Origin of the sequence: Anaerovibrio sp., from assembly GCF_045637405.1 — a bacterium.
In the GTDB taxonomy this organism is placed as follows: Bacteria; Bacillota; Negativicutes; order Selenomonadales; family Selenomonadaceae; genus Anaerovibrio.
The window spans coordinates 26,328-46,993 of sequence record NZ_JAZTZI010000053.1 but is presented as its reverse complement, the minus strand read 5'-3'; the positions used below and the strand labels follow the sequence as shown (position 1 = coordinate 46,993).

Below are 20,666 nucleotides of genomic sequence, written 5' to 3'. Positions count from 1 at the left end.
AGATGGTGCAGGCAGAGGTGGCGCGGCGCAAGCGAGAGGGAGGCAGATACAGCGGCGTGAGCATTTTCTCCGGCAAGATCAAATGCGGTGAGTGCGGCGGATTCTTTGGAGCCAAGGTCTGGCACTCTACCGACAAGTACCGCAGGGTCATCTACCGCTGCAACAAGAAGTACGACGGGCATAAGTGCCAAACGCCCCATGGGTAATATGCCAGTGGCATATTACCGAGGAGGAAATCAAAGCGGCCTTCGTCACGGCATTCAATCGGCTGTAATGTCACGTTTGACTTTTTGGTTGCTAATTATGGATAACATTTAGTTAAGAAGCTGTCATAGTTAACCGAAGATGTTGTTGAGAGGTATTTTTGTAGACACATTTTTACAAAAATGATAGTATAAACTTGAGGAAGGAAAGGAGGAAATGACTATGGCATCTTTTAGTTATATGCATGATTACAGCTTGGATTACAACGGTGCAAAGCGATTCGCAGAAGCAATGGAAGAATCCAATAAAAGCTCATATCCTTCCAGACCTGATATTGACATGAGGAAAGAATTGGAAAGAAGTGAGCAATTATTAGTGGAACACAAGCCAGAGCAATTCCGTTGCAGAGGTTAATGGCTGAGTATTCAGATAATGAATTGAATCAGCTTTTTGACACTTTTTCCTGTGCCAAAGATAATGATTTGATTGATTTTCTGAAAGAGAAAGCATTACTTTATGAACGGATTTGTAAGAGCAGGACATATTTGGTTATTGATATGGAAACATTCATTAGGGAAGCGTGTTCGAATTGCTAGGGTATTTTTCATTGGCAATTCAGGTGCTAAAGTTTCCTGATGGCATGTCGAAGTCTCTGATAAAGAAAATACATGGGTGCTCATATAAGGATAAAGCTGGAAACATGATAGAAGCTTATCCAGTTTTTCTTCTTGGTCAAATAGCCAAGAATGACGCATTTGCCAATAGAATTGAAGGGAAGATATTATTCGATATGGCACTTGGCTTGTTGTACGATGCTTCCAATATAGTAGGTTGTCGGACTGTCCTAGTAGATTGCAGACCTATTGAAAAGTTAAAGAATGTTTATAGGCAAAATGGTTTTATTGAGGTTTCGCATTGCATTGAACGAAATGAACAGTATGACCAGATGGTTCGTGTCCTAAAATAAATAATAAGCAGCAGTATAGATCTTTCAGGAGTCATAAAAAAATCTGAAGGGTCTATTATTTTGGGTGAGATTTATTCAGTTTAGAACATTGAATATTATGATAAATCAGGTGTAATTAGTGGTTTTGAGAATTTGTTATGTGTAATGGAATGGGATAATTATGGACTTATTTGATTTTGAGCATGACCCCAAGGATGTAAAAATGGGGTTTCGGCTTGTACGGCTGGAAGTATATAACTGGGGTACCTTTGATGGGAAAATCTGGGCCATGGATTTGGATGGGGAAACATCACTTTTGACAGGTGATGTAGGCTCCGGAAAATCTACACTGGTGGATGCCCTGATTACCCTGTTGGTACCCCCAAAGAAGGTCACCTATAACAAGGCAGCGGACGCCAGTGCCAGAGAGCGCAGCCTAAATTCTTATATAAGGGGTTATTATGCCCAAAAGCGGTCTCAGGATGGCATAGGGCAGCCAGAGGCCCTTCGTGACAGAAACCAGTACAGTGTTGTACTGGCTGTTTTTGGTGACGAAAATTTAGGAGCCAGAGTTACCTTGGCTCAGGTATTCTGGTACAAGGATGAAACTGGCAGTCCGGAGAGGTTCTTTGTTCTTGGGGAAAAGACACTTACCATTGAAAATCACTTCAGTAATTTTGGCAGTGATATCAGAAGTCTGAGGAAGCGCCTTAGTAATGATGTTTATATCCATATTTATGATGATTATCCAAAATATGCTGAGGATTTTCGCCGTCGCTTCGGCATCAGCTCTTTGCAGGCCATGGACCTATTCCAGCAGACTATTTCCATGAAGAAGGTGGATTCCCTCACCAGCTTTGTGCGTCAAAATATGCTGGAGCAGCCGGGGACAGAGGATGATGTACAGCGTCTTTTGGAGCATTTTCATGATTTGGATACCGCCCATAGCGCAGTGGTAAGGGCAAGAAAGCAGGAGGAGATGCTTTTGCCACTTACTGCTTTAGGGGAAAGCTATTTTGATGCTCATGGCCGTCAAGTGATTATCGAACAGATGGAAAGTGCGCTGTCAGCCTGGTTTGCCAAGGAGGACAAGGCAATTAGGGAAAGAGCACTGGAGAATCTGGAAAATAATCTGATTCAGGTAAAAAAAGACCATGAATCAATTATGGAGTGGAAGCAGGCCAATGAAGAAGCCATTGATGATGTACAGCGTCAGCTATACCAAAATGGTGGTGACAAGGTTTCTGTCATTGAGGAAAAGCTGGACAATGCCAATAAGGCACTGGCTGCCTGCTTAAAGCAGCGTCAGCAGTATGAGGAAAATGCCAAAGGCTTGTCATTGGAAGTGCCAGATACCCTGTCGTCCTTTAATGAAAATTTTGAAAAGCTCATAGCATTGGATAACGAGGAGAAGCAACGGGAGCTGGATATAGCTGAAGCCCAAAGTGACAATGACAGCGAGATAAAGGCACTTAATAATTCCATAGCAATGGTGGAAAACGAGCTGACTTCCCTGCGCTCCCGCAAATCCAGTATTTCTGCCGATTACATTGACCTTCGTCAGCAGATTTGCCAGGACTTGGATCTTGCAGAAAGCGAGCTTCCTTTTGCAGGGGAGCTTATGCAGGTGGCTGAGGGTGAGGAACAGTGGGAGGGCGCCTTGGAGCGTCTTCTTCACGGCTTTGGCATGTCCCTATTGGTGCCTAAGTTCCATTATGGTGAAATAGTTCAGTGGATGGAGAAGCATAAGGTTAAACAGCGGGTAGTGTACTATAGCTGTGAGGAATATGTTGATGCTGTTAATTTTGATGATTTGTCCGAGGATGCGGCCTGTGCCAAGCTGGATATACGTATGGATTCCCCGTTTAAAAACTGGCTTATGCGGGAGCTTTATCAGCGGTATAGCCATACTTGCTGTGAAACCTTCAAGGAATTTCAGCAGGAAAAATTTGCCATTACAATAAAGGGACAGATAAAGACCCAAGGGCGACGTCACGAAAAGGATGACCGTTATGACTTGAATGATCGTCGCCGTTATGTGCTGGGCTTTTCCAACTTGAAGAAAATTCAGGCGCTGGAATCCGAGCTGGAGGATTTGCAGGAGGCTGTAAAGGAGGCAAAACGCACTGAAGGACGTCTGAAGCGTCAAAATGGGGAGTGCCGCAGGAAACAGCTTTGTATAAATAATCTTCAGTTATTTAATGATTTTACCCTTTTGGACAGGGTAACCCTTGAAAAGAATGTGGCTGAGAAAAAGCAGCTTTTGGCCGGGCTTCAGGAGGAAAATGCTGTCTACATGAAGCTGGAAAAGCAGCTTTCCCAGCTTAAGGCTGAGCGGAAGGATATTGATTTACAGCTGCAGCGGCTAGTTGTTTCTCTAAATAACATAAATTACGGTATTAAAAGCAACAAACAGGCCATTGAGGCAGATGAGGCCCGTTTAGAAAGCATCAGTGAGGAAGAGCAGCAGCGTATATTCCCACGGATTTCTGAGAGAGCAGCCCAGGTGTTTGGAGAAAAGCATCTTTCCCTTGATAATCAAGGTGAGCTGAAGGAAATGCTGGGGTCAAATCTGTGCGCTGAACGGGATATGTCCCTTCGTTCCAAGGAGGAAAAAGGTCAGCAGCTGGTAGTTATGATGCAGCGGTTTAAGGCCGCTTTCCCTGAATTTGGGGATGAGCTGGCAGCAGCCACTGAGGGACTAAATGATTATCGTCAGCTTCTTACCAAGCTCCAGACGGATGCTTTGCCTCGGTTTGAGGATAAGTTCCGTCAGCTGCTTCGTGAGAATACCATTAACAGAATCGCTCTCTTTAGGGAAAAGCTGAACAATGTGTGCGACGTAATAAAGGAACGCATTGAGATGATAAACCATTCTCTGGCGGAAATAGATTACAGCGAGGGCCGTTATATTCAGATTGAATGTGATAATGTAGCGGACAATGACATAAAGGATTTCCGCAATCAGCTTCGCTCCTGTGTCAGCGGGTATTCAGATGGTGATGAAAAGGAAGCCTATTCTGAAGAAAAATTCCGTCAGGTGGAAAAGATTATTGAACGCTTCAGGGGACGTCCTGAGTGTGCTGAGGCTGATAAGCGATGGACCGCCAGAGTTACCGATGTAAGAAACTGGTTCAGCTTTGCAGCTTCAGAACGATGGCGGGAAACAGGGGAAGAATATGAGCACTATACTGATTCCGGCGGCAAGTCCGGCGGTCAGAAGGAGAAGCTGGCCTATACCATATTGGCAGCCAGTCTGGTTTATAACTTCGGCCTTGAAAGCAAGCATAAGAAGATAAACAGCTTCCGTTTTGTGGTAATTGATGAGGCCTTCCTAAAGAGCTCTGATGAATCTGCAAGATTCGGTCTGGAGCTTTTCCAGAAAATGGATTTACAGCTGTTGGTGGTAACTCCATTGCTGAAAATAGGTACAATAGAGCCTTATGTGTCCCATGTAGGATTTGTGTACCAGGATGATCAGAAGCATAAATCATATTTGAGAAATCTGTCCATAAAACAGCTTCAAGCCCAGCGGGAAGAATACGCCAATGGGTAAATTTGCCTTTGAAGGCTCCAAAATGTATAATATGTCTGTTGAGTAATATGATTTAGGTGATTTTTTTAATGCAGATTTTCAGTAAATTTAGTGACATAAAGACCTTCCTGAAGGGGCAGAGGACAGCTATTGCTCTTGGGACCTTTGACGGGGTCCACATCGGGCATCAGAGTATTATCCGTCAGGCCATGGGTCTGGCCAAGAAGCATAGACTTCTCAGCGTGGTGTTTACCTTCAGTAATCATCCCTTGTCCGTGGTGGCTCCTGAAAGGGTACCGGTGCAGATAGGCGATAATATCTCCAAAGCGGCATTTCTTGAAGAAATGGGCGTGGATTTATTGCTTAATGTGGCTTTTTCCGAGAAGCTATCCAAACAGACTCCGGAAGAATTTTTGGAGCGTCTGAAGGATTGCTGCAATGCCAAATTCGTGGTTACGGGTCCTAACTTTACCTTTGGGTACAAGGGTAAGGGAAATACCCGTATGCTGGGACGTGTGGCCAGCTCCTATGGATTTAAGGCTGAAATCGGTGAGGCCATCCAGCTTAATGGCCGCATGGTCAGCTCTACCCGAATTCGTGGTCTCATTGAAGAGGGGGATTTAGAGCTCACCAATGAGTATCTTGGCAGACCATTTAGCTTTGGTGGCCGGGTTATTCACGGCGATCAGCGTGGACGGACCATTGGTTTTCCTACAGCAAATCTTGCCATTCCCGACAAGCGGGCCATGCTCCCTAATGGAGCCTATGGGGTGTATGTGCTGATGAATGGTGAGAAGCACAAAGGAATTGCCAATGTGGGTAACAACCCAACCTTTGAAGGGTGTAATCGCCGTTTGGAGGTTCATGTGCTGGATTTTAAGGGAGATTTATACAACAAGCCTCTCACCGTGCAGTTTGTAAAAAAGCTGCGGGATGAGAAAAAATTCAGCGGCATCGAGGCTTTGGTAAAACAGCTTCGTGCAGATGAAGAAAAGGCAAGACAGATTCTTTGAAAAGGTAGTGCTTTTACAAATAATGGACAGACGTAATTTTATAAAGAAGTCGGTGGGGCTGGTAATAGGGCTTAGCTTACTGTCCCTGCCCGAGTTGGCGTCCAAGGCTTCGGCGGCCATTAAGTGGGGGAAGACCCGTTTTCGTGTAGAGGAAAATGTTTTTTGGTTTGCTGAAGAACCAGCCAGAAGAAGAGAAACCAACAGAATAATTGTTCATCATACAGGTACATCACAGGACCGTGATATGTCAGCGGCACAAATCCATCGCTTGCATCGTGACAGCTTTGGTTGGGCAGGTATAGGTTATCATTACGTTATCAGAAAGAATGGCACCATTGAACGGGGCCGTGGCTGGAACATGATTGGCGCTCATGCCAGTGGCAATAACAGTGATTCAGTGGGGATCTGTGTAGCCGGCAACTTCAACGTGGGCTCACCAACTGATGCCCAGATAAGATCTTTAACGAATCTTTTAACAACTCTTTGCAGTGTATATAATCTTATTCCTGATGAAATGGGAGTAATCGGGCATCGGGATGTTAATTCCACCTCCTGCCCGGGAGATATGCTTTACGCCATGCTGCCACAGGTGCGTAAACGTGTAATGAAGAATATGGGGCTGTATTTGCCAGAGGATGAATAAATTATCCTTTACAAAGTAATAGGCCTATAGTATAATTCTAAAAGTGTCCGCTAAGGACGTAAGATTTATCCCTTGCTAAGACATGGACGACTCCGACCTTGCCTCAGCTTGTGGAACTTTTAAACAATAGGAGGAATTTTCAATGTTAACTAACGAAGCAAAGCAGGAAATCATGCAGAAGTATGCAGTTCATGAGGGCGACACTGGATCCCCAGAGGTTCAGATTGCAGTTCTCACTGCTCGTATTTCTTACCTCACCGAGCATCTCAAGGAGCACAAGAAGGATCATCATTCCCGTCGCGGCCTTCTGAAGATGGTTGGTCATCGTCGTCGTCTGCTGGCATACCTGAACAAGAAGGATATCGAGCGTTATCGTGCAATCGTATCCAAGCTTGGTCTCCGCAAGTAATTTAATATTAGTTTCGGACCTGAGGGACTCCATTTTTGGGGTCCCTTTTTGCTTAGGGAAAAACAAAAAATATGTAGCTATTTTTGTCAACAATATGTTATACTATCAAGGTTAAAAGGTATAAAGAAGATTATAGGAGGAAAAACTTAATGCAGAGTTTTGAGATGCAGTTAGGCGGCCGCACATTTACTGTTGAGACCGGAAAGATGGCTAAACAGGCAAATGGTGCTGTTTTGGTGCGCTATGGTGAGACTGTTGTTTTGGTTACAGCTACGGCTTCTGATGAGCCAAGAGAGGGTGTTGATTTCTTCCCTCTGACTGTAGATTATGAAGAAAAGATGTACGCCGTTGGTAAAATTCCAGGCGGTTTTATAAAGAGAGAGGGTCGTCCTGGGGAGTCTGCAATTCTGTGCAGCCGCCTCATTGACCGTCCTATCCGTCCTCTGTTTCCGGAGGGTTATCGTAATGATGTTCAGATTGTAGCTACAGTTATGTCCGTAGAGCATGACAACGCTCCAGAGATTGCGGCTATGATTGGTGCATCCTGTGCTCTGACAATTTCTGATATTCCTTTCCTTGGTCCAATAGCTGGTGTTCGCGTTGGCCGAATTGATGGCCAGTTTGTTATCAACCCTACCGTTGAGCAGCGTGAGGTTTCTGATCTTAATCTGACCATTGCCGGTTCCCGTGATGCGGTAATGATGGTTGAGGCTGGTGCCAATGAGTTACCGGAGGAGGTTATTTTGGAGGCTATCCTCTTTGGTCACGAGGAGATTAAGAAGATCGTTGCCTTCCAGGATGAGATCCAGAAGGCTTGTGGCAAGGAGAAGCGCGAGGTTAAGCTCTTTGCTGTTCCAGAGGAATTGGAAAAGGCTATTCGTGAATACGCTACTGACAAGCTGGATCAGGCTGTTCGCAACCCTGATAAGCTTGCCCGTGATGAGGATATTTCCAATGTTAAGGCTGAAGCAATGGAGCATTTCCTGGAGCTTTATCCTGATGCTATCAAGGAAATTCCATATATGCTTCACAAAATCGTTAAGGAAATCGTACGCCGTATGATTACCAAGGAGAAGATTCGTCCGGACGGTCGTGAGGTTGAGGAGGTTCGTCCTGTAAGCTGTGAGGTTGGTATTTTGCCTCGTCCACATGGTTCCGGCCTCTTTACCCGTGGTCAGACCCAGGTTCTCACTGTTACTACCTTGGGCTCCCTTGGTGATGAGCAGGTTCTTGATGGTCTTGGCGTTGAGACTTCCAAGCACTATATTCATCAGTACAACTTCCCTGGCTATTCTGTAGGTGAGGCCCGTCCTGTTCGTGGTCCTGGACGTCGTGAAATCGGTCATGGTGCTTTGGCTGAAAGAGCTCTGGTTCCAGTTATTCCTTCCATTGAGGAATTCCCATATACCATTCGTATGGTATCCGAGATTTTGGAGTCCAACGGCTCCAGCTCTATGGGTTCCGTTTGCGGCAGCACCCTTTCTCTGATGCACGCAGGTGTTCCTATTAAGCGTCCTGTATCCGGTGTGGCTATGGGTCTTGTTAAGGATGGGGATGATTACACCATTCTTACCGATATTCAGGGTATGGAAGATGCTTTGGGCGATATGGACTTTAAGGTTGCTGGTACCACTGAGGGCGTTACTGCTATTCAGATGGATATCAAGATTAAGGGTATCTCCCGTGAAATCCTTTCAGCTGCCCTTGCACAGGCAAAGCGCGGTCGTGCCTTTATCCTTGGCAAGATGCTGGAGTGCATTGCTGAGCCTAACAAGGAGCTGAGCAAGTATGCACCTCGCGTAACTACTATGCAGATTAAGCCTGACAAGATTCGTGAGGTTATTGGACCTGGAGGAAAGGTAATCAAGAAGATTATCGAGGATTGTGGCGTTCAGATTGATATTGATGATGATGGTACCGTTCGCATCTCCGCTACCAGCGTTGAGGCATCTGAGGCAGCTATTGCCTGCATCAACGAAATCGTCAAGGAAGTAGAGGTAGGCGAGGTTTATAAGGGTAAGGTTACCCGTATTATGAATTTTGGTGCCTTTGTAGAGCTGTTGCCGGGCCGTGAGGGTCTGTGCCACATTTCCCAGCTTGATAAGAAGCGCGTTGAGAAGGTTGAAGATGTTGTCAACGTAGGCGATGAGCTGGAGGTTAAGGTAACTGAGATTGACCAGAAGGGCCGTGTAAACGTATCCCATAAGGTTCTCCTGTAAAATATTTATGCCCGCTTTGCTTTTGGTGAGGCGGGCATTATCTTATTTTTTGGAGTTTAAGATATGAGAGAAAGAAAGAAGACAGTTTCCGAGCTGTTACGAAGATACCTTCTCTATACATTGGGTATTATTCTGATGGCTTGCGGTATAGCTGTTCTGATTAAGGCGGAAATGGGCGTGGCCCCTATGGTTACCATGCCTTATACTATATGGTTAATTGCAGATGTATTTACAGTAGGAGCCTGGATAGGTCTGTTTAATTTTGCCGGTCTTCTGGGTCAGCTTATTATCCGCAGAGGGCGGGTAAAGAAGCAGGCTATGGTAATGCAAATTATCACAGCTCTGGCTTTGGGAATATTTACAGATATGGCTCTAAATTCCCTGGCTGGCTTTAATCCTATGTCCCATTCCGGTAGGGCTGTTACCTGCTTTTTTAGTAGTGTATTGATGGCCAGCAGCCTTTATTGCTGCGTAATATCCAGTGTGGCTTTACTGCCGGTGGATTCTCTGCTGAGACTTTTGGGGGCAATTTACCATAAGAAATTTTCCACCATGAGATGGATTTCTGACATAACCTTGTCGTTGTTATCTGCTGTTTTGGGCCTTATATTTTTGGGCAATCTTGGTGGCGTCCGTGAGGGGACAGTTATCGTAGCTGTTTTCACCGGCGTTATTCTGAAGCTGCTCATGAAATATCTGCGTTGGTTTACTTATATTTTGTTGCCTGAGAATCGTGTAGATGATATTTCCTCTGTGATTGATGATGATATTAACGAGAAGCATTTTGTACTGACAGTATCCCATGAATATGGCAGTGGTGGGCATTCAATTGCAAGGCGAATTGCCCATGAGTTAAATCTTCCTTATTATGATAGTGATATTATCCAGATGGCGGCAGAGGATAGTGAATTTGCATACAAATATTTGGAGGAGCATGGTGACAAGGTTACTTCCAATGCGCTGTATAGTCTGTATGAGTGGTATACCTCTGCCTATGACAAGGATGAGGAACTTACTCAGGAGCAGGTATATAAAATTGAGGCCCAGGTTATCCAGGAAATTGCTGCAAAGGATTCATGCGTTATTGTGGGACGCCTGGCCAACTATGTGCTGCAGAACCATAAAAATTCTTTACACATTTTCATTACTGCTGATGAGCTTGATAGGACTAAACGTGTTATGCGTAAGGAAAAAATTGATCAACAGCGGGCAATGGAACAGATAAAGAAGCATGCCAAACTGAGAACGGAGCATTGCAGTAAATTTTCTGATGCTCAGTATGGAATTGGCTCCAGCTATGATATTACAATAAAGTCCAGCAAATATGGCGTTGACAGAACAGCTGCCATTTTGCTGCAGTTGATTAAAGAGTTTAGGCTCATCCAGTTTTAAGTATGTTTGAGGTGATTTTATGAGATTATCAAGTAAGGGCCGTTATGGTGTAATTGCTATGCACGAGTTAGCCATGGCGTATGGTAAGGGGTCCATTACGGTCAAAAATATTGCTGAGAATCAGGGTATCTCTGACAATTATCTGGAACAGCTTATGGGAGCATTGAAGAAAGCCGGCTTTGTAAAAAGTGTTCGCGGTGCCCAGGGAGGCTATATGCTGGCCAAGGCACCTGAGGAGATAACCATAGGTGAGATTATCGTCACCATGGAGGGGCCTGTCATTTTCGCCGACTGTATGCTGGCTCCTTGTGAAAAGGCCGAGGGGTGTGGCCGCAGAAATGTTTGGTCACACATAAGCGACAAGGTGAATGATGTGCTTAACTCTATAACTTTGGCTGACCTTGTAAGGGAAAGTAACGGGTAGGCTTTATGAATTGGGACTCGCATGTCAATGCGGGTCTTTTTCTTTATTTTTTATTATTTTCAAAAAATAGAATTGTTGGTATTGAGTATAAAATCTTAACCATGTATAATATAGTAGAGTTTTTGTGTAGGAGGTTAGAACATGCTGGGAGATATTGTTAGGAGAGAACGCGAAAACCAAGGGCGATGGATTAAAGATATAGAAAATCAGACCAGTATCAGGTCTTTATATATTGAAGCGATTGAAAAGGGCGACTATGATCACCTGCCAAGTGATGTATATACCAAGGGCTTTATCCGCAATTACGCCAAGGCCCTGAATATGGACAGCGATCCATTATTGCAGCAGTTTAATTCCGAGAGAAATATAGATGTTCCTGTTCAGCCAGTGGATCAGCGACCTCAGGAGAATTACTATGATGATGTGCCACAGCGCACTATTACTGTAAAATCTTCTTCATATTCTGCTTCTGGCAGCGAAGGTGGCAATCTTTTTTCTTCCGGCAATGATTATCGTGAGCGCACCGAGGAAAAGGGCGGTTCCAGAAAGTTTATGATTCTTCTGGCCATAATGGTTGTATTCTTAGGCGGTGTATATTATGCCTTCAGTGATGACCCGGCTCAGGAGAAGTCAAAGCCTACTGTTAAGACAGAAAAGGTTGTTGATAATAAGCAGGAAAAGCCTCCTGTTGTTGAAAAGACGTATGATTCCGTTGAGGTTTCTGCCAAGTTTACCGATCCATGCTGGATTTCAGTTAAGACTGATGGCAAGGAAGTATTTGAAGGCACTGTGGATAGTGGCAAGGAAATGTCCTGGAAGGGTAATGACAATGTTGAGCTTATTGCTGGTAATGCCGGTGCTATTGAGCTTACTTGGAATGGAAAAAACCTTGGCGTTCTTGGTAGCAAGGGACAGGTTGTAGAGCGTTTTATGACCAAGGATAGTGAAGATGCAAAGGCTAAGGCTGCCAATACATCCAAGGATGAAGGTGCAAAATCTAAGTCATCGCCAACTAAGTCTGATACAGCTAAGTCAAATAAGAGTGCCAAATAATTTAAGTCGTTGATGGTGTGATTTAATGAGCTTTTTACCAATATCAAAAGAGGATATGGAAAATCGGGGCTGGCAACAGCTGGATTTTGTGTTTATATCAGGTGATGCCTATGTGGATGATCCCAGCTTTGGCCCGGCCATATTATGTCGCTTATTGGAAAAGCATGGCTATAAGGTAGGGATTATACCCCAGCCGGATTGGCACAATATCAAAGAATTTGCCCGCCTTGGGAAACCTAGGCTGGGCTTTCTTGTTTCAAGTGGAAACCTGGATTCACAGCTTAATAGATTTACTGCGGCCAAAAAAGTCCGCCATCAGGATGCCTATTCTCCTGGAGGCAAGGCGGGACAACGCCCGGAAAGGGCAGTAGTGGTATATACCCAGATGCTGAGAAGGTGCTGGGGAGATGAGGTACCAATTATTATTGGTGGTATTGAAGCCAGCCTTAGGCGCTTTGCCCATTATGATTATTGGGGAGACCAGATTCGTCAGTCTATTTTGGCGGAAAGCGGTGCTGATATTCTGGTATATGGCATGGGCGAAAAACAGCTTATAGATATTGCTGCACAGCTACATCAAGGCGTTGAAATACAGAATATTCAGGATGTTCAGGGTACCTGTTTTCGGGTGCCCAATTTTGACTATATTTGGGATTTTACGCCAATTCCTTCTTATGACGAGGTGAAAGCCAGCAGGGAGAAGTTTGCTGAGGCATTTAAAACCGAGTATTTGGAACAGGATGCTTTTAGAGGAAAAAAGCTGGCCCAGCAAAATGGCGATTGGTGTATCGTTCAGAATCCACCGGCTATGCCTCTTTCCGTGGAGGAAATGGACGAAATATATGATTTGCCCTATGAGCGTTGCTGGCACCCTATTTACGACGAGGCTGGTGGAGTTCCAGCCTATGCAGAGGTTAAATTCAGCATTACGGCCCATAGGGGGTGTTTTGGTGGCTGCAATTTCTGTGCCATTATTTCTCATCAGGGCAGAATTATCCAGCGGCGCAGTGATGAATCCATTATCCGCGAGGCTAAAAAACTCACCCAATTACCGGATTTCAAGGGATACATCCATGATTTAGGCGGTCCTACTGCCAATTTTCATCGAACCTCCTGTGACATGCAGCTGGAGCGGGGGACCTGCCATGGAAAGCAGTGTCTGTCCCCTGATGTGTGCCGTAATCTTATCGTGGATCATAGTGGTTATATGGAGTTGCTTCGTAAAGTCAGGGCAATTCCGGGAGTTAAGAAGGTATTTATCCGCTCTGGAATTCGCTTCGACTATTTGCTGCTGGCCAAGGATGATTTTTTGCAGGAGCTTTGTGAAAATCATATAAGTGGTCAGCTGAAGATTGCTCCTGAGCATATATCTGATAGGGTTACCCGTATTATGGGGAAATCCTCCCGCAATGTCTATGTACGGTTTGTTGAACGTTTTAACCGCATGAACAAAAAGCTGGGGAAAAAACAGTTTTTGGTGCCCTATTTCATGTCCAGTCATCCTGGCTGTACCCTGGAGGATGCTATTGAGCTGGCGGTGTTTATCAAGGAAATGGGATATCATCCGGAGCAGGTTCAGGACTTTATTCCAACTCCTGGAACCCTTTCCACCTGTATGTGGTACAGCGGTATCAATCCTATGACCGGAGAAAAGGTGTATAGTGCCAAGAAGCCTGAGGACAAGGCTATGCAGCGGGCATTGATGCAGTACTGGCTTCCAAAAAATTATGCTCTGGTCAAAAAGGCCTTGGAAAAGGCGAAGCGGTTTGAACTTATTGGCTATGGCCCAGAATGTCTTATTCGTCCGGAAAAGGGCGGTAAAGCTGCAACTCATAAGGAAACAATGGGTAAGGGCACATTTCATAAAGAGAACAAAAATAGAAACAGCGATAAAGCAAGCAGCAAAAATGGTAACACTCGTAAAATTAGAAGGAAGGTGCAGTAATGCTTTGCCCATTTTGTAATAAAGAGGACAGCCGGGTAATAGATTCCAGGGCAGTGGATGATGGCCGCGCTATCAGAAGACGTCGGGGATGCCCTCATTGCGGCAAAAGATTTACTACATTCGAGACAGTGGAGCAGCTGCCCCTGATGGTGGTAAAGCATGATGGCAGTCGTCAGGTCTTTGACCGTAACAAGTTGTTGAACGGTCTTATCCGCTCCTGTGATAAGCTGGATAAATCACTGGAAAGTGTGATGATCCTGGCCCATGATATTGAGCAGGACATACATCGGGAATTTGAGCAGGAGGTACCATCAAAGGCTATTGGTGAAATGACTTTGAAGCATCTGAAAAATTTTGACCAGGTAGCATACATCAGATTTGCCTCCGTATATAGAAAATTTTCTGATATAAATAGCTTCCGCCATGAGCTGGATGTGCTTTTGGCAGATGATGATAAAAAAATTGATTAACAGATTAAGATGGAGGAAAATACTTGTCCTGGAGATTGAAGGAACAGCTCAAAAATATGTTGGCAGAAGAATCTGGATATTACATTTATCACGCTGGTGGCAGAACCAGGGTGGCTTTGTTGTATCCAAATTCCTATTTTGTGGGTATGTCCAATCTGGGCCTTCATATTATATACAGATTGCTGAATCAGCGTGAGGATACTGCTTGTGAGCGGGGGTTTCTGCCTGAAAAACGTCAGCAGGATGAGTATATAAAGCATAAGGTCCAGCTTATGACCATGGAAACCCAAAGCGTTGTTTCCTCCTTTGATATTGTGGCCTTTATTATGTCCTTTGAAATGGATTATTTTAACATTTTGAGGATGCTGGAGCTTGGCAAGATAAAGCTATTGGCCACAGAACGTGGGGAAATGGATCCTCTGGTAATAGCTGGTGGCCCTTGTGCCACCTTTAATCCTGAGCCTATGAGCCCCTTTGTGGATGCCTTTATCATCGGTGAAGGAGAGGCTGTTATGCCCACCTTTATGGATACTTATAACAGGGCAAAAGGTGAGGGCTGCTCCAAGGAAGAAATTCTTTCGATTTTGGCAAAAATACCCGGAGTTTATGTGCCTTCACGCTATGAGGTCAGCTATGGCCAGAATGGGTATGATACTCAGATAAAACCAATAGGCGATGCCCCGGAGAGAATATGTCGTCAGTGGCAGGAAAATCTCGATGAATATCCTGGGGAGACGGCAATTTACACAGAAAATACGGAATTTAACCTTCATTTGGTGGAAATAGCCAGAGGCTGTGGGCGTCATTGTAGATTCTGTATGGCCGGCTATTGCTTTAGAAAACCCCGCAATCGCTCGTTGGAAGCCATTGAGAAAATGCTGTTGGCAGCCAAGGAAAAGGGGCGCCGTGTGGGTCTGATGGGAGCTGCAATTTCTGATTATCCTGAAATAGATCAGCTTTGTAGGGAAATCCTTGGGGATGGGCTCAGTATGTCGGTGGCTTCATTTAGGGCAGATTCAGTTACCCAGGAGCTGGTGGATTCCCTTGCTGCCAGCGGGTTGAAGACGTTGACTATGGCTCCTGAGGCCGGCAGTACCCGCATGAGGGCTGTTATAAATAAGGGCATTGAGGAAGAACATCTCTTGAATGCCATGAGCATGGGTATCAAGGCTGGTATACGAAATTTTAGACTGTATATTATGATTGGCCTTCCAGGGGAGGAACCGTCGGATATTCAGGGGATTATAGATATGGCCTTAAAGCTGAAGGACTTTATGGAAGAAAAGGGGGCTACGGGCCGTCTTACACTAAGTATAAATCCATTTATTCCTAAGCCCTTTACGCCATTTCAATGGTCTCCGATGGCACCAATAAAATATATTCAAGGTGCCCTAAAGGAAATCACTAACGCTCTGAGAAAGCGTCATAATATTGAGGTCATTGCCGAGTCACCACGTGATGCTTACGTCCAGGCTGTTTTGGCCAGGGGAAACAGGGAAACTGGTAATATCCTTTTGGAAGCCTACGAAAATGGTGGCAGCAAGGCTATGAAATCCGTGCTGAAACGCCATAAGCTGTCCATGGAGGAGCTGGTAAGTCATCCCGTTTCCTTTGACAATATCCTTCCATGGGATATACTTGATATGGGCTTTACCAAGGATTATCTGAAAAAAGAATTAATCGAATCACAGCAGGAGAAGCCAAAGCACACGATTCAGTGCTTTGATGGCTGTAAACGCTGTGGTGTTTGCAAATAGATTTACATAAAAGCGGTGTGATAATATATGAGTTTTTCACTTGTATCAGGCAAATTAAAGAATCTGTGGATAGGAAAATTTTCCATTTTTCCGGAGGATTTGTTTATTCATGGTATATCCACTAGACATGGAGGCGTCAGCAAAGGTGTCTTTGAAACCCTAAATCTTGGGCTTCATGTTGATGATGATCTTAATGATGTAAGACGAAATCGTGATATATTCTTTGAAGGACTGGAGCTTCCCAAGGGACAGGGTACTACCTGTCAGCAGGTTCATGGGAGCAAGGTGGTAAAAATTAACAAAGCTCAGGCGGGCAGCGGAATGTATAAATTTGAGGAATCCATAAAGGATGCGGATGCCCTTATTACTAATGAGCCACGTATTCCATTGATGCTTTTCTTTGCTGACTGCACGCCAATTCTTATAGCGGATCCCGTACAAAAGGCTATTGGTGTAGCTCATGGTGGCTGGCGGGGGACGGTGGCTTCCATAGCTGCCAGGACAGTGGAGCAGATGGTAAAGGAATATGGTTCAAAGCCGGAGAATCTTCTGGCGGGTATTGGGCCAGCCATTGGGCCTTGCTGTTATGAAGTGGGAACGGAAGTAATAAAGCAATTTAGGGATGCTTTTCCTGATTTTTATGATAAAATAATCATTGATGAAAAAGGTGGGCAGCATCTTAATTTATGGAAGGCCAACGAGCTTCAGCTAAAAAAGGCCGGAATTAAACCGGAAAATATAGATGTAGCCGGCGTTTGCACCGCCTGCAATCATCGTCAGTTCTTCTCCTATCGTGCCGACAACGGTAAAACGGGGAGAATAGCTGCTGTATTATCAATAAAGTAAGTTGCATTCCCAAAGGGGGATTTTAGATGATACCGGAGAAGTTGAGAGAGGTTAAGGAGAATATTGCGGCTGCCAAGGCGAAGAGAAGCTTTGACAAGGATCAGGATGTCCTTCTGATTGCCGTTACCAAAAATCATGATATTTACGCTATGCGCGAAGCCATAGATGCGGGGGTTACTGATATTGGAGAAAACCGTATCCAGGAGGCCAAGGAAAAGTTTGAAACTCTGGACAGAGATGTGACCTGGCATCTTATAGGTCACCTTCAAACCAACAAGGCCAAGCAGGCAGTTAAAATTTTTGATATAATTCATTCTGTAGACTCGTTGCATTTGGCAGAAGCCGTAAACAATGCAGCAGCTAATATTGGTAAAATTCAAAAGGTTTTGGTACAGGTGAATCTTGCCAAGGAGGATTCCAAATCGGGAATATATGCTGAGGATATGGAGGAGCTGCTTCATAAAGTGGATGAAATGTCGAACCTTCAGCTTATGGGACTGATGTGTATTGCTCCTAACTATGAGGATGTGGAGGATTGTCGTCCTTTATTTGCAAAAATGCACGAAATTTATACTCATGTGAAGGAAATGAACTTCCAGACGGCGAATATAATATATTTGTCAATGGGTATGACCCATGATTATCAGATTGCTGTTGAGGAGGGCTCGAATATGGTTCGTGTTGGAACCGGAATTTTTGGGCCAAGACAATACTGATGTATAGCTTGACATTTTATTGAGGAGGAACATCCTGTGGGTAAGATAGATTCATTTTTGGAAAAGATTGGCATTAAGGACACAGATGTGGACGAAGTGCTTTTGGATACTGTTGAGGAGGAAGAAGTGGACAGACCAGTGCCACCAAGAGCCAAGCCTGCTGAACCAGTCAGCCTTGGGTCCCGTCGCAGTATGCATGATAGAAAGGTGATAAATATGGGGTCTGATTCTGTATCCATCCGTGAAGGTGGTGCAGCTGCCACCATGGCCAATGCCATGATGAAGGTAGTTGTTATTAATCCAAAAAATATTGATGATTGCCAGCAGATTGCCAACTGCTTAAAGGAAAAGCGGCCTGTTGTAATCAATTTAGAAAATGTTGAGGAGCCTACTGCTGTCCGCATTATTGACTTTATCAGCGGAACAATCTATGCCATTGATGGTGCTGTAAATAAAATCAGCCGCAATGTATGGCTCTTTGCACCAAAGAATGTAAATATTGCTGTAAGCCAGCAAAATCATGGCTTGAATAATATGCCATGGGAACCAAATAACAATAATAAATGATGAGCATTTAAATAAATTTCAATTAGGAAGGGCTGGTGTCTGACATGAAAATTGGATTTATTGGTGGCGGAGCAATGGGAGAAGCTATCCTGTCCGGAGTATTGTCTAATGGTTCGGTGGCTCCAAAGGATGTATTTGTTTCAGAAATCAGGGAAGACAGATGTCAGGAGCTTAAGGATAAGCATGGCGTCAATGCTGTCACTGACAATGATTTTGTCAAAACCGCAGATCTTGACATATTGATTCTGGCGGTTAAACCTCAGGTGGTTTCCGATGCTATGTCATCATTGAAGGGCAAGGTGCCTGATGATGTTTTGGTGGGCTCTATTGTAGCCGGTCTTCCTATTAAGACCTTGGAGAAGTATTTCCCATCTAATCCTATTGTGCGTATCATGCCTAATACACCATTGGCAGTAGGTGAGGGTATGTCTGCTTATGCCCGTAATGAGAGGGCTTCTGGCAAGGCAACAGTTAAGGCTATTAGAGATATTCTCTATGCCTGTGGTCAGGCTGTTGAGGTTAAGGAAAGCATGATGGATGCGGTTACTGGTCTTTCTGGCAGTGGTCCTGCGTATGGCTTCCTGATGATTGACGCTATGGCAGATGGCGGAGTGGCAGCAGGTCTTCCGCGTCAGACAGCTATTTTGTTGGCAGCTCAGACACTATTGGGTGCAGCAAAGATGGTGGTGGAAACAGGCAAGCATCCTGACGTGCTGCGTGACCAGGTTACCAGCCCGGCTGGTACTACTATTGCGGGCGTTCGTGTAATGGAACAGCAGGGGGTACGTGGTGCCCTTATTGATGCTGTACTTGCTGCTACTGAACGCTCAAAGGAATTGGGGAAATAATTTAAAGTATGGCAGGTTCTGAACAAAAAGAAAAGATTATTAGATATTATAAGGGAACGGAAGGCGCTGATACTGCTATCAGGCTGGTCGATATGGCCGAGCAGGTTATGCGGAGCCAGAAGTTCCGTATCAGTGGTTTTTTGGACCTTTATGGGCAGGAGATTGCTGAGACAGTTGTGGCCAATTATCCAGGCATCAGACTGGAATTTAATGGCGGCTACCAGGGTGCTGAGCGTCAGCGGGCAATGTTTATCGATGAAACCTTCGGGGGAAATCCAGGATTTGATATTGTAGTTATTAAGGCCACCTGGAATGGTGAATATGAGCATATTGGCCATCGTGATGTTTTGGGCTCCATTATGGGGCAGGGCATTGAACGTGACCGCATTGGTGATATTCTCATGGGTGGTGCCACTGCCCGTATTTTGGCAGATAAAACCATGGGGGCTTATCTTATAGATAACCTTACCCAGATTGGGCGCACCGGAGTATCCTGTGTTGAAGATGATCTGGCCAATATTACTCCAAAGGAAGAAAGCTGTAAGGAAATTCGGGCCACAGTTGCCTCCCTTAGAGTGGATTCCATTGCCGCTGCAGGCTATGGTTCATCCCGTAGTCGTGCTGCTTCTGATATTGCGGCAGATAAGCTGAAGCTGAACTGGCAGCAGGTTAAAAATGCCTCCCAGTCTGTGAAGGAAGGGGACGTACTATCCATGCGTGGCCGTGGCCGTCTGGAAGTAGTAGAAGTACGTGGTACCACAAAGAAGGGCCGCATCGGCGTATTGTTGAAGCGTTATATTTAATTGTTATACTGAATAGAAAAAAGGTCATCGGCCAGATAACTGACTGATGACCTTTTTCTATTCTTTAATCCTGGAAGTACTCTTTCATTGAGTCCAGTGTGATTTCAGGCTGGTAACCATTATTATAGGCCTCTTTCCATGGAGTTTGCCTGGTAATAATATCCCGTAGCTGAGCAAATGATTTTTTATTGCACTGTTTTACCACTTCATCAATTAGAGAACTGTCGCCAATATCAGGTATACTGTCTGAGTCATGGGGGATAAGTCCACCTTCATAAAGCTTATACTCATTGAAAACATCTTCCACGATGATTCCGGTGCTTCTTGCTTCCATAGTCTGCTCAAAGCATGGCTTGTTAAGCTCTAATAAGTATTTTGCCTGGATAAAATATAAAACATTTTGTAGTTTTGGATTTGTAATATAGTATTTTTGGGTGATGTATTCTGCGACTTTCCTTGCATCCATCTCTTAATGATCCAATCCTTTCAAAGAGTTGTATTAAAAAATATGTAATTAATCTACACAGAAATAAATAATACATAATCAGCTTAATAATGTCAAGGTTAAATAATGTAAACTGATTGTATGCTGGATAAAAATAAAGAGTATGCAGGATTTCCACAATTTTTTGACGAAATAACCATAATGTAACATTAAATATTTTTTGTTTTTGAAATAAATATATAGGTGGTTGGCATGAAAAAATATTTTATTATAGGTTTGGCATTTATCCTGTGTTTAAGTATTGGGATTATAACTTATGGAGCATGGCTAAATAATCAGGGGGAATTTCAAATAATGAAGCGCATGAGCGAAAATGTGCTGGAGGTTCGTGGTGCCAAGATTGGCTGTTGACCGTAAAAGATAAAATGACC

The 20,666-nt window shown here is 44.4% G+C and carries 20 protein-coding genes and 1 pseudogene; 20 read left to right on the top strand and 1 reads right to left on the bottom strand.

What is annotated here, in order from left to right:
• The 19 genes and pseudogenes from ACKI5G_RS03955 to ACKI5G_RS03865 all read left to right on the top strand — a co-directional run.
• Positions 1-271 (top strand): annotated as a pseudogene (locus tag ACKI5G_RS03955) (zinc ribbon domain-containing protein); the annotation flags it as partial.
• 155 nt (positions 272-426) lie between these two features.
• Positions 427-618 (top strand): hypothetical protein, encoded by a 192-nt coding sequence (locus tag ACKI5G_RS03950; RefSeq protein ID WP_287448461.1) that lies wholly within the window; start codon positions 427-429, stop codon positions 616-618.
• Between the two features lie 175 nt (positions 619-793).
• Positions 794-1,171, top strand: a complete 378-nt coding sequence (locus ACKI5G_RS03945; RefSeq protein ID WP_407397849.1) for a hypothetical protein — start codon at positions 794-796, stop codon at positions 1,169-1,171.
• A 160-nt stretch (positions 1,172-1,331) separates the two neighbouring features.
• Complete coding sequence (locus tag ACKI5G_RS03940) at positions 1,332-4,706, top strand: ATP-binding protein (protein WP_407397847.1); 3,375 nt, start codon at positions 1,332-1,334, stop codon at positions 4,704-4,706.
• 68 nt (positions 4,707-4,774) lie between these two features.
• Complete coding sequence (locus tag ACKI5G_RS03935; protein WP_407397845.1) at positions 4,775-5,698, top strand: bifunctional riboflavin kinase/FAD synthetase; 924 nt, start codon at positions 4,775-4,777, stop codon at positions 5,696-5,698.
• Positions 5,670-6,341, top strand: coding sequence for a peptidoglycan recognition family protein (locus ACKI5G_RS03930; RefSeq protein ID WP_407397843.1), 672 nt, complete (start codon positions 5,670-5,672; stop codon positions 6,339-6,341). Before ACKI5G_RS03935 ends, ACKI5G_RS03930 begins: the two co-directional genes overlap by 29 nt.
• Positions 6,342-6,483: 142 nt before the next feature.
• Entirely contained in the window at positions 6,484-6,750 is a 267-nt protein-coding gene (gene rpsO / locus ACKI5G_RS03925; RefSeq protein WP_039210015.1) for a 30S ribosomal protein S15, read from the top strand.
• A gap of 149 nt (positions 6,751-6,899) precedes the next feature.
• Positions 6,900-8,969 carry a polyribonucleotide nucleotidyltransferase gene (locus tag ACKI5G_RS03920; RefSeq protein ID WP_027396988.1) on the top strand — a complete coding sequence of 690 codons (2,070 nt, stop codon included), beginning with the start codon at positions 6,900-6,902 and terminating at the stop codon, positions 8,967-8,969.
• A gap of 63 nt (positions 8,970-9,032) precedes the next feature.
• Positions 9,033-10,361, top strand: a complete 1,329-nt coding sequence (locus tag ACKI5G_RS03915; RefSeq protein WP_407397840.1) for a cytidylate kinase family protein — start codon at positions 9,033-9,035, stop codon at positions 10,359-10,361.
• A gap of 19 nt (positions 10,362-10,380) precedes the next feature.
• Positions 10,381-10,785 (top strand): RrF2 family transcriptional regulator, encoded by a 405-nt coding sequence (locus tag ACKI5G_RS03910; RefSeq protein WP_407397838.1) that lies wholly within the window; start codon positions 10,381-10,383, stop codon positions 10,783-10,785.
• A gap of 141 nt (positions 10,786-10,926) precedes the next feature.
• On the top strand, positions 10,927-11,838 hold the full coding sequence (locus tag ACKI5G_RS03905) for a helix-turn-helix domain-containing protein (RefSeq protein WP_407397836.1): 912 nt from the start codon (positions 10,927-10,929) through the stop codon (positions 11,836-11,838).
• Between the two features lie 25 nt (positions 11,839-11,863).
• Entirely contained in the window at positions 11,864-13,783 is a 1,920-nt protein-coding gene (locus ACKI5G_RS03900) for a YgiQ family radical SAM protein (protein WP_407397834.1), read from the top strand.
• The gene (nrdR, locus tag ACKI5G_RS03895) at positions 13,783-14,253 is read left to right on the top strand and encodes a transcriptional regulator NrdR (RefSeq protein ID WP_407397832.1); all 471 of its coding nucleotides are present in this window, start codon (positions 13,783-13,785) and stop codon (positions 14,251-14,253) included. Before ACKI5G_RS03900 ends, nrdR begins: the two co-directional genes overlap by 1 nt.
• A 23-nt stretch (positions 14,254-14,276) precedes the next feature.
• A complete protein-coding gene (locus ACKI5G_RS03890; RefSeq protein WP_407397830.1) occupies positions 14,277-16,010 on the top strand; it encodes a radical SAM protein in 1,734 nt (577 codons plus the stop codon).
• 27 nt (positions 16,011-16,037) lie between these two features.
• The gene (gene pgeF, locus ACKI5G_RS03885) at positions 16,038-16,856 is read left to right on the top strand and encodes a peptidoglycan editing factor PgeF (protein ID WP_407397828.1); all 819 of its coding nucleotides are present in this window, start codon (positions 16,038-16,040) and stop codon (positions 16,854-16,856) included.
• Between the two features lie 26 nt (positions 16,857-16,882).
• Positions 16,883-17,572: a YggS family pyridoxal phosphate-dependent enzyme gene (locus ACKI5G_RS03880; protein WP_407397826.1), complete on the top strand. Its 690-nt coding sequence runs from the start codon at positions 16,883-16,885 to the stop codon at positions 17,570-17,572.
• 36 nt (positions 17,573-17,608) lie between these two features.
• A complete protein-coding gene (locus tag ACKI5G_RS03875) occupies positions 17,609-18,139 on the top strand; it encodes a cell division protein SepF (RefSeq protein ID WP_407397824.1) in 531 nt (176 codons plus the stop codon).
• A 44-nt stretch (positions 18,140-18,183) separates the two neighbouring features.
• Entirely contained in the window at positions 18,184-18,987 is an 804-nt protein-coding gene (gene proC, locus ACKI5G_RS03870; RefSeq protein WP_407397822.1) for a pyrroline-5-carboxylate reductase, read from the top strand.
• Between the two features lie 8 nt (positions 18,988-18,995).
• Entirely contained in the window at positions 18,996-19,790 is a 795-nt protein-coding gene (locus ACKI5G_RS03865; RefSeq protein WP_407397820.1) for an RNA-binding protein, read from the top strand.
• 64 nt (positions 19,791-19,854) lie between these two features.
• Here ACKI5G_RS03865 and ACKI5G_RS03860 read toward each other — a convergent pair whose 3' ends face one another.
• Positions 19,855-20,256 (bottom strand): Panacea domain-containing protein, encoded by a 402-nt coding sequence (locus ACKI5G_RS03860; RefSeq protein WP_407397818.1) that lies wholly within the window; start codon positions 20,254-20,256, stop codon positions 19,855-19,857.
• Between the two features lie 231 nt (positions 20,257-20,487).
• Between ACKI5G_RS03860 and ACKI5G_RS03855 the strand changes: the two genes are divergently transcribed.
• A complete protein-coding gene (locus ACKI5G_RS03855; RefSeq protein ID WP_407397816.1) occupies positions 20,488-20,646 on the top strand; it encodes a hypothetical protein in 159 nt (52 codons plus the stop codon).
• The last annotated feature ends 20 nt before the right edge of the window (positions 20,647-20,666 follow it).

Bases quoted from the DNA above. Each gene is read 5' to 3' on its own strand.
- ACKI5G_RS03950 (WP_287448461.1), top strand. From the start codon at position 427: ATGGCATCTTTTAGTTATATGCATGATTACAGCTTGGATTACAACGGT.
- ACKI5G_RS03940 (WP_407397847.1), top strand. From the start codon at position 1,332: ATGGACTTATTTGATTTTGAGCATGACCCCAAGGATGTAAAAATGGGG.
- ACKI5G_RS03935 (WP_407397845.1), top strand. From the start codon at position 4,775: ATGCAGATTTTCAGTAAATTTAGTGACATAAAGACCTTCCTGAAGGGG.
- ACKI5G_RS03930 (WP_407397843.1), top strand. From the start codon at position 5,670: ATGAAGAAAAGGCAAGACAGATTCTTTGAAAAGGTAGTGCTTTTACAA.
- rpsO (WP_039210015.1), top strand. From the start codon at position 6,484: ATGTTAACTAACGAAGCAAAGCAGGAAATCATGCAGAAGTATGCAGTT.
- ACKI5G_RS03920 (WP_027396988.1), top strand. From the start codon at position 6,900: ATGCAGAGTTTTGAGATGCAGTTAGGCGGCCGCACATTTACTGTTGAG.
- ACKI5G_RS03915 (WP_407397840.1), top strand. From the start codon at position 9,033: ATGAGAGAAAGAAAGAAGACAGTTTCCGAGCTGTTACGAAGATACCTT.
- ACKI5G_RS03910 (WP_407397838.1), top strand. From the start codon at position 10,381: ATGAGATTATCAAGTAAGGGCCGTTATGGTGTAATTGCTATGCACGAG.
- ACKI5G_RS03905 (WP_407397836.1), top strand. From the start codon at position 10,927: ATGCTGGGAGATATTGTTAGGAGAGAACGCGAAAACCAAGGGCGATGG.
- ACKI5G_RS03900 (WP_407397834.1), top strand. From the start codon at position 11,864: ATGAGCTTTTTACCAATATCAAAAGAGGATATGGAAAATCGGGGCTGG.
- nrdR (WP_407397832.1), top strand. From the start codon at position 13,783: ATGCTTTGCCCATTTTGTAATAAAGAGGACAGCCGGGTAATAGATTCC.
- pgeF (WP_407397828.1), top strand. From the start codon at position 16,038: ATGAGTTTTTCACTTGTATCAGGCAAATTAAAGAATCTGTGGATAGGA.
- ACKI5G_RS03880 (WP_407397826.1), top strand. From the start codon at position 16,883: ATGATACCGGAGAAGTTGAGAGAGGTTAAGGAGAATATTGCGGCTGCC.
- proC (WP_407397822.1), top strand. From the start codon at position 18,184: ATGAAAATTGGATTTATTGGTGGCGGAGCAATGGGAGAAGCTATCCTG.
- ACKI5G_RS03865 (WP_407397820.1), top strand. From the start codon at position 18,996: ATGGCAGGTTCTGAACAAAAAGAAAAGATTATTAGATATTATAAGGGA.
- ACKI5G_RS03860 (WP_407397818.1), bottom strand. From the start codon at position 20,256: ATGGATGCAAGGAAAGTCGCAGAATACATCACCCAAAAATACTATATT.
- ACKI5G_RS03855 (WP_407397816.1), top strand. From the start codon at position 20,488: ATGAAAAAATATTTTATTATAGGTTTGGCATTTATCCTGTGTTTAAGT.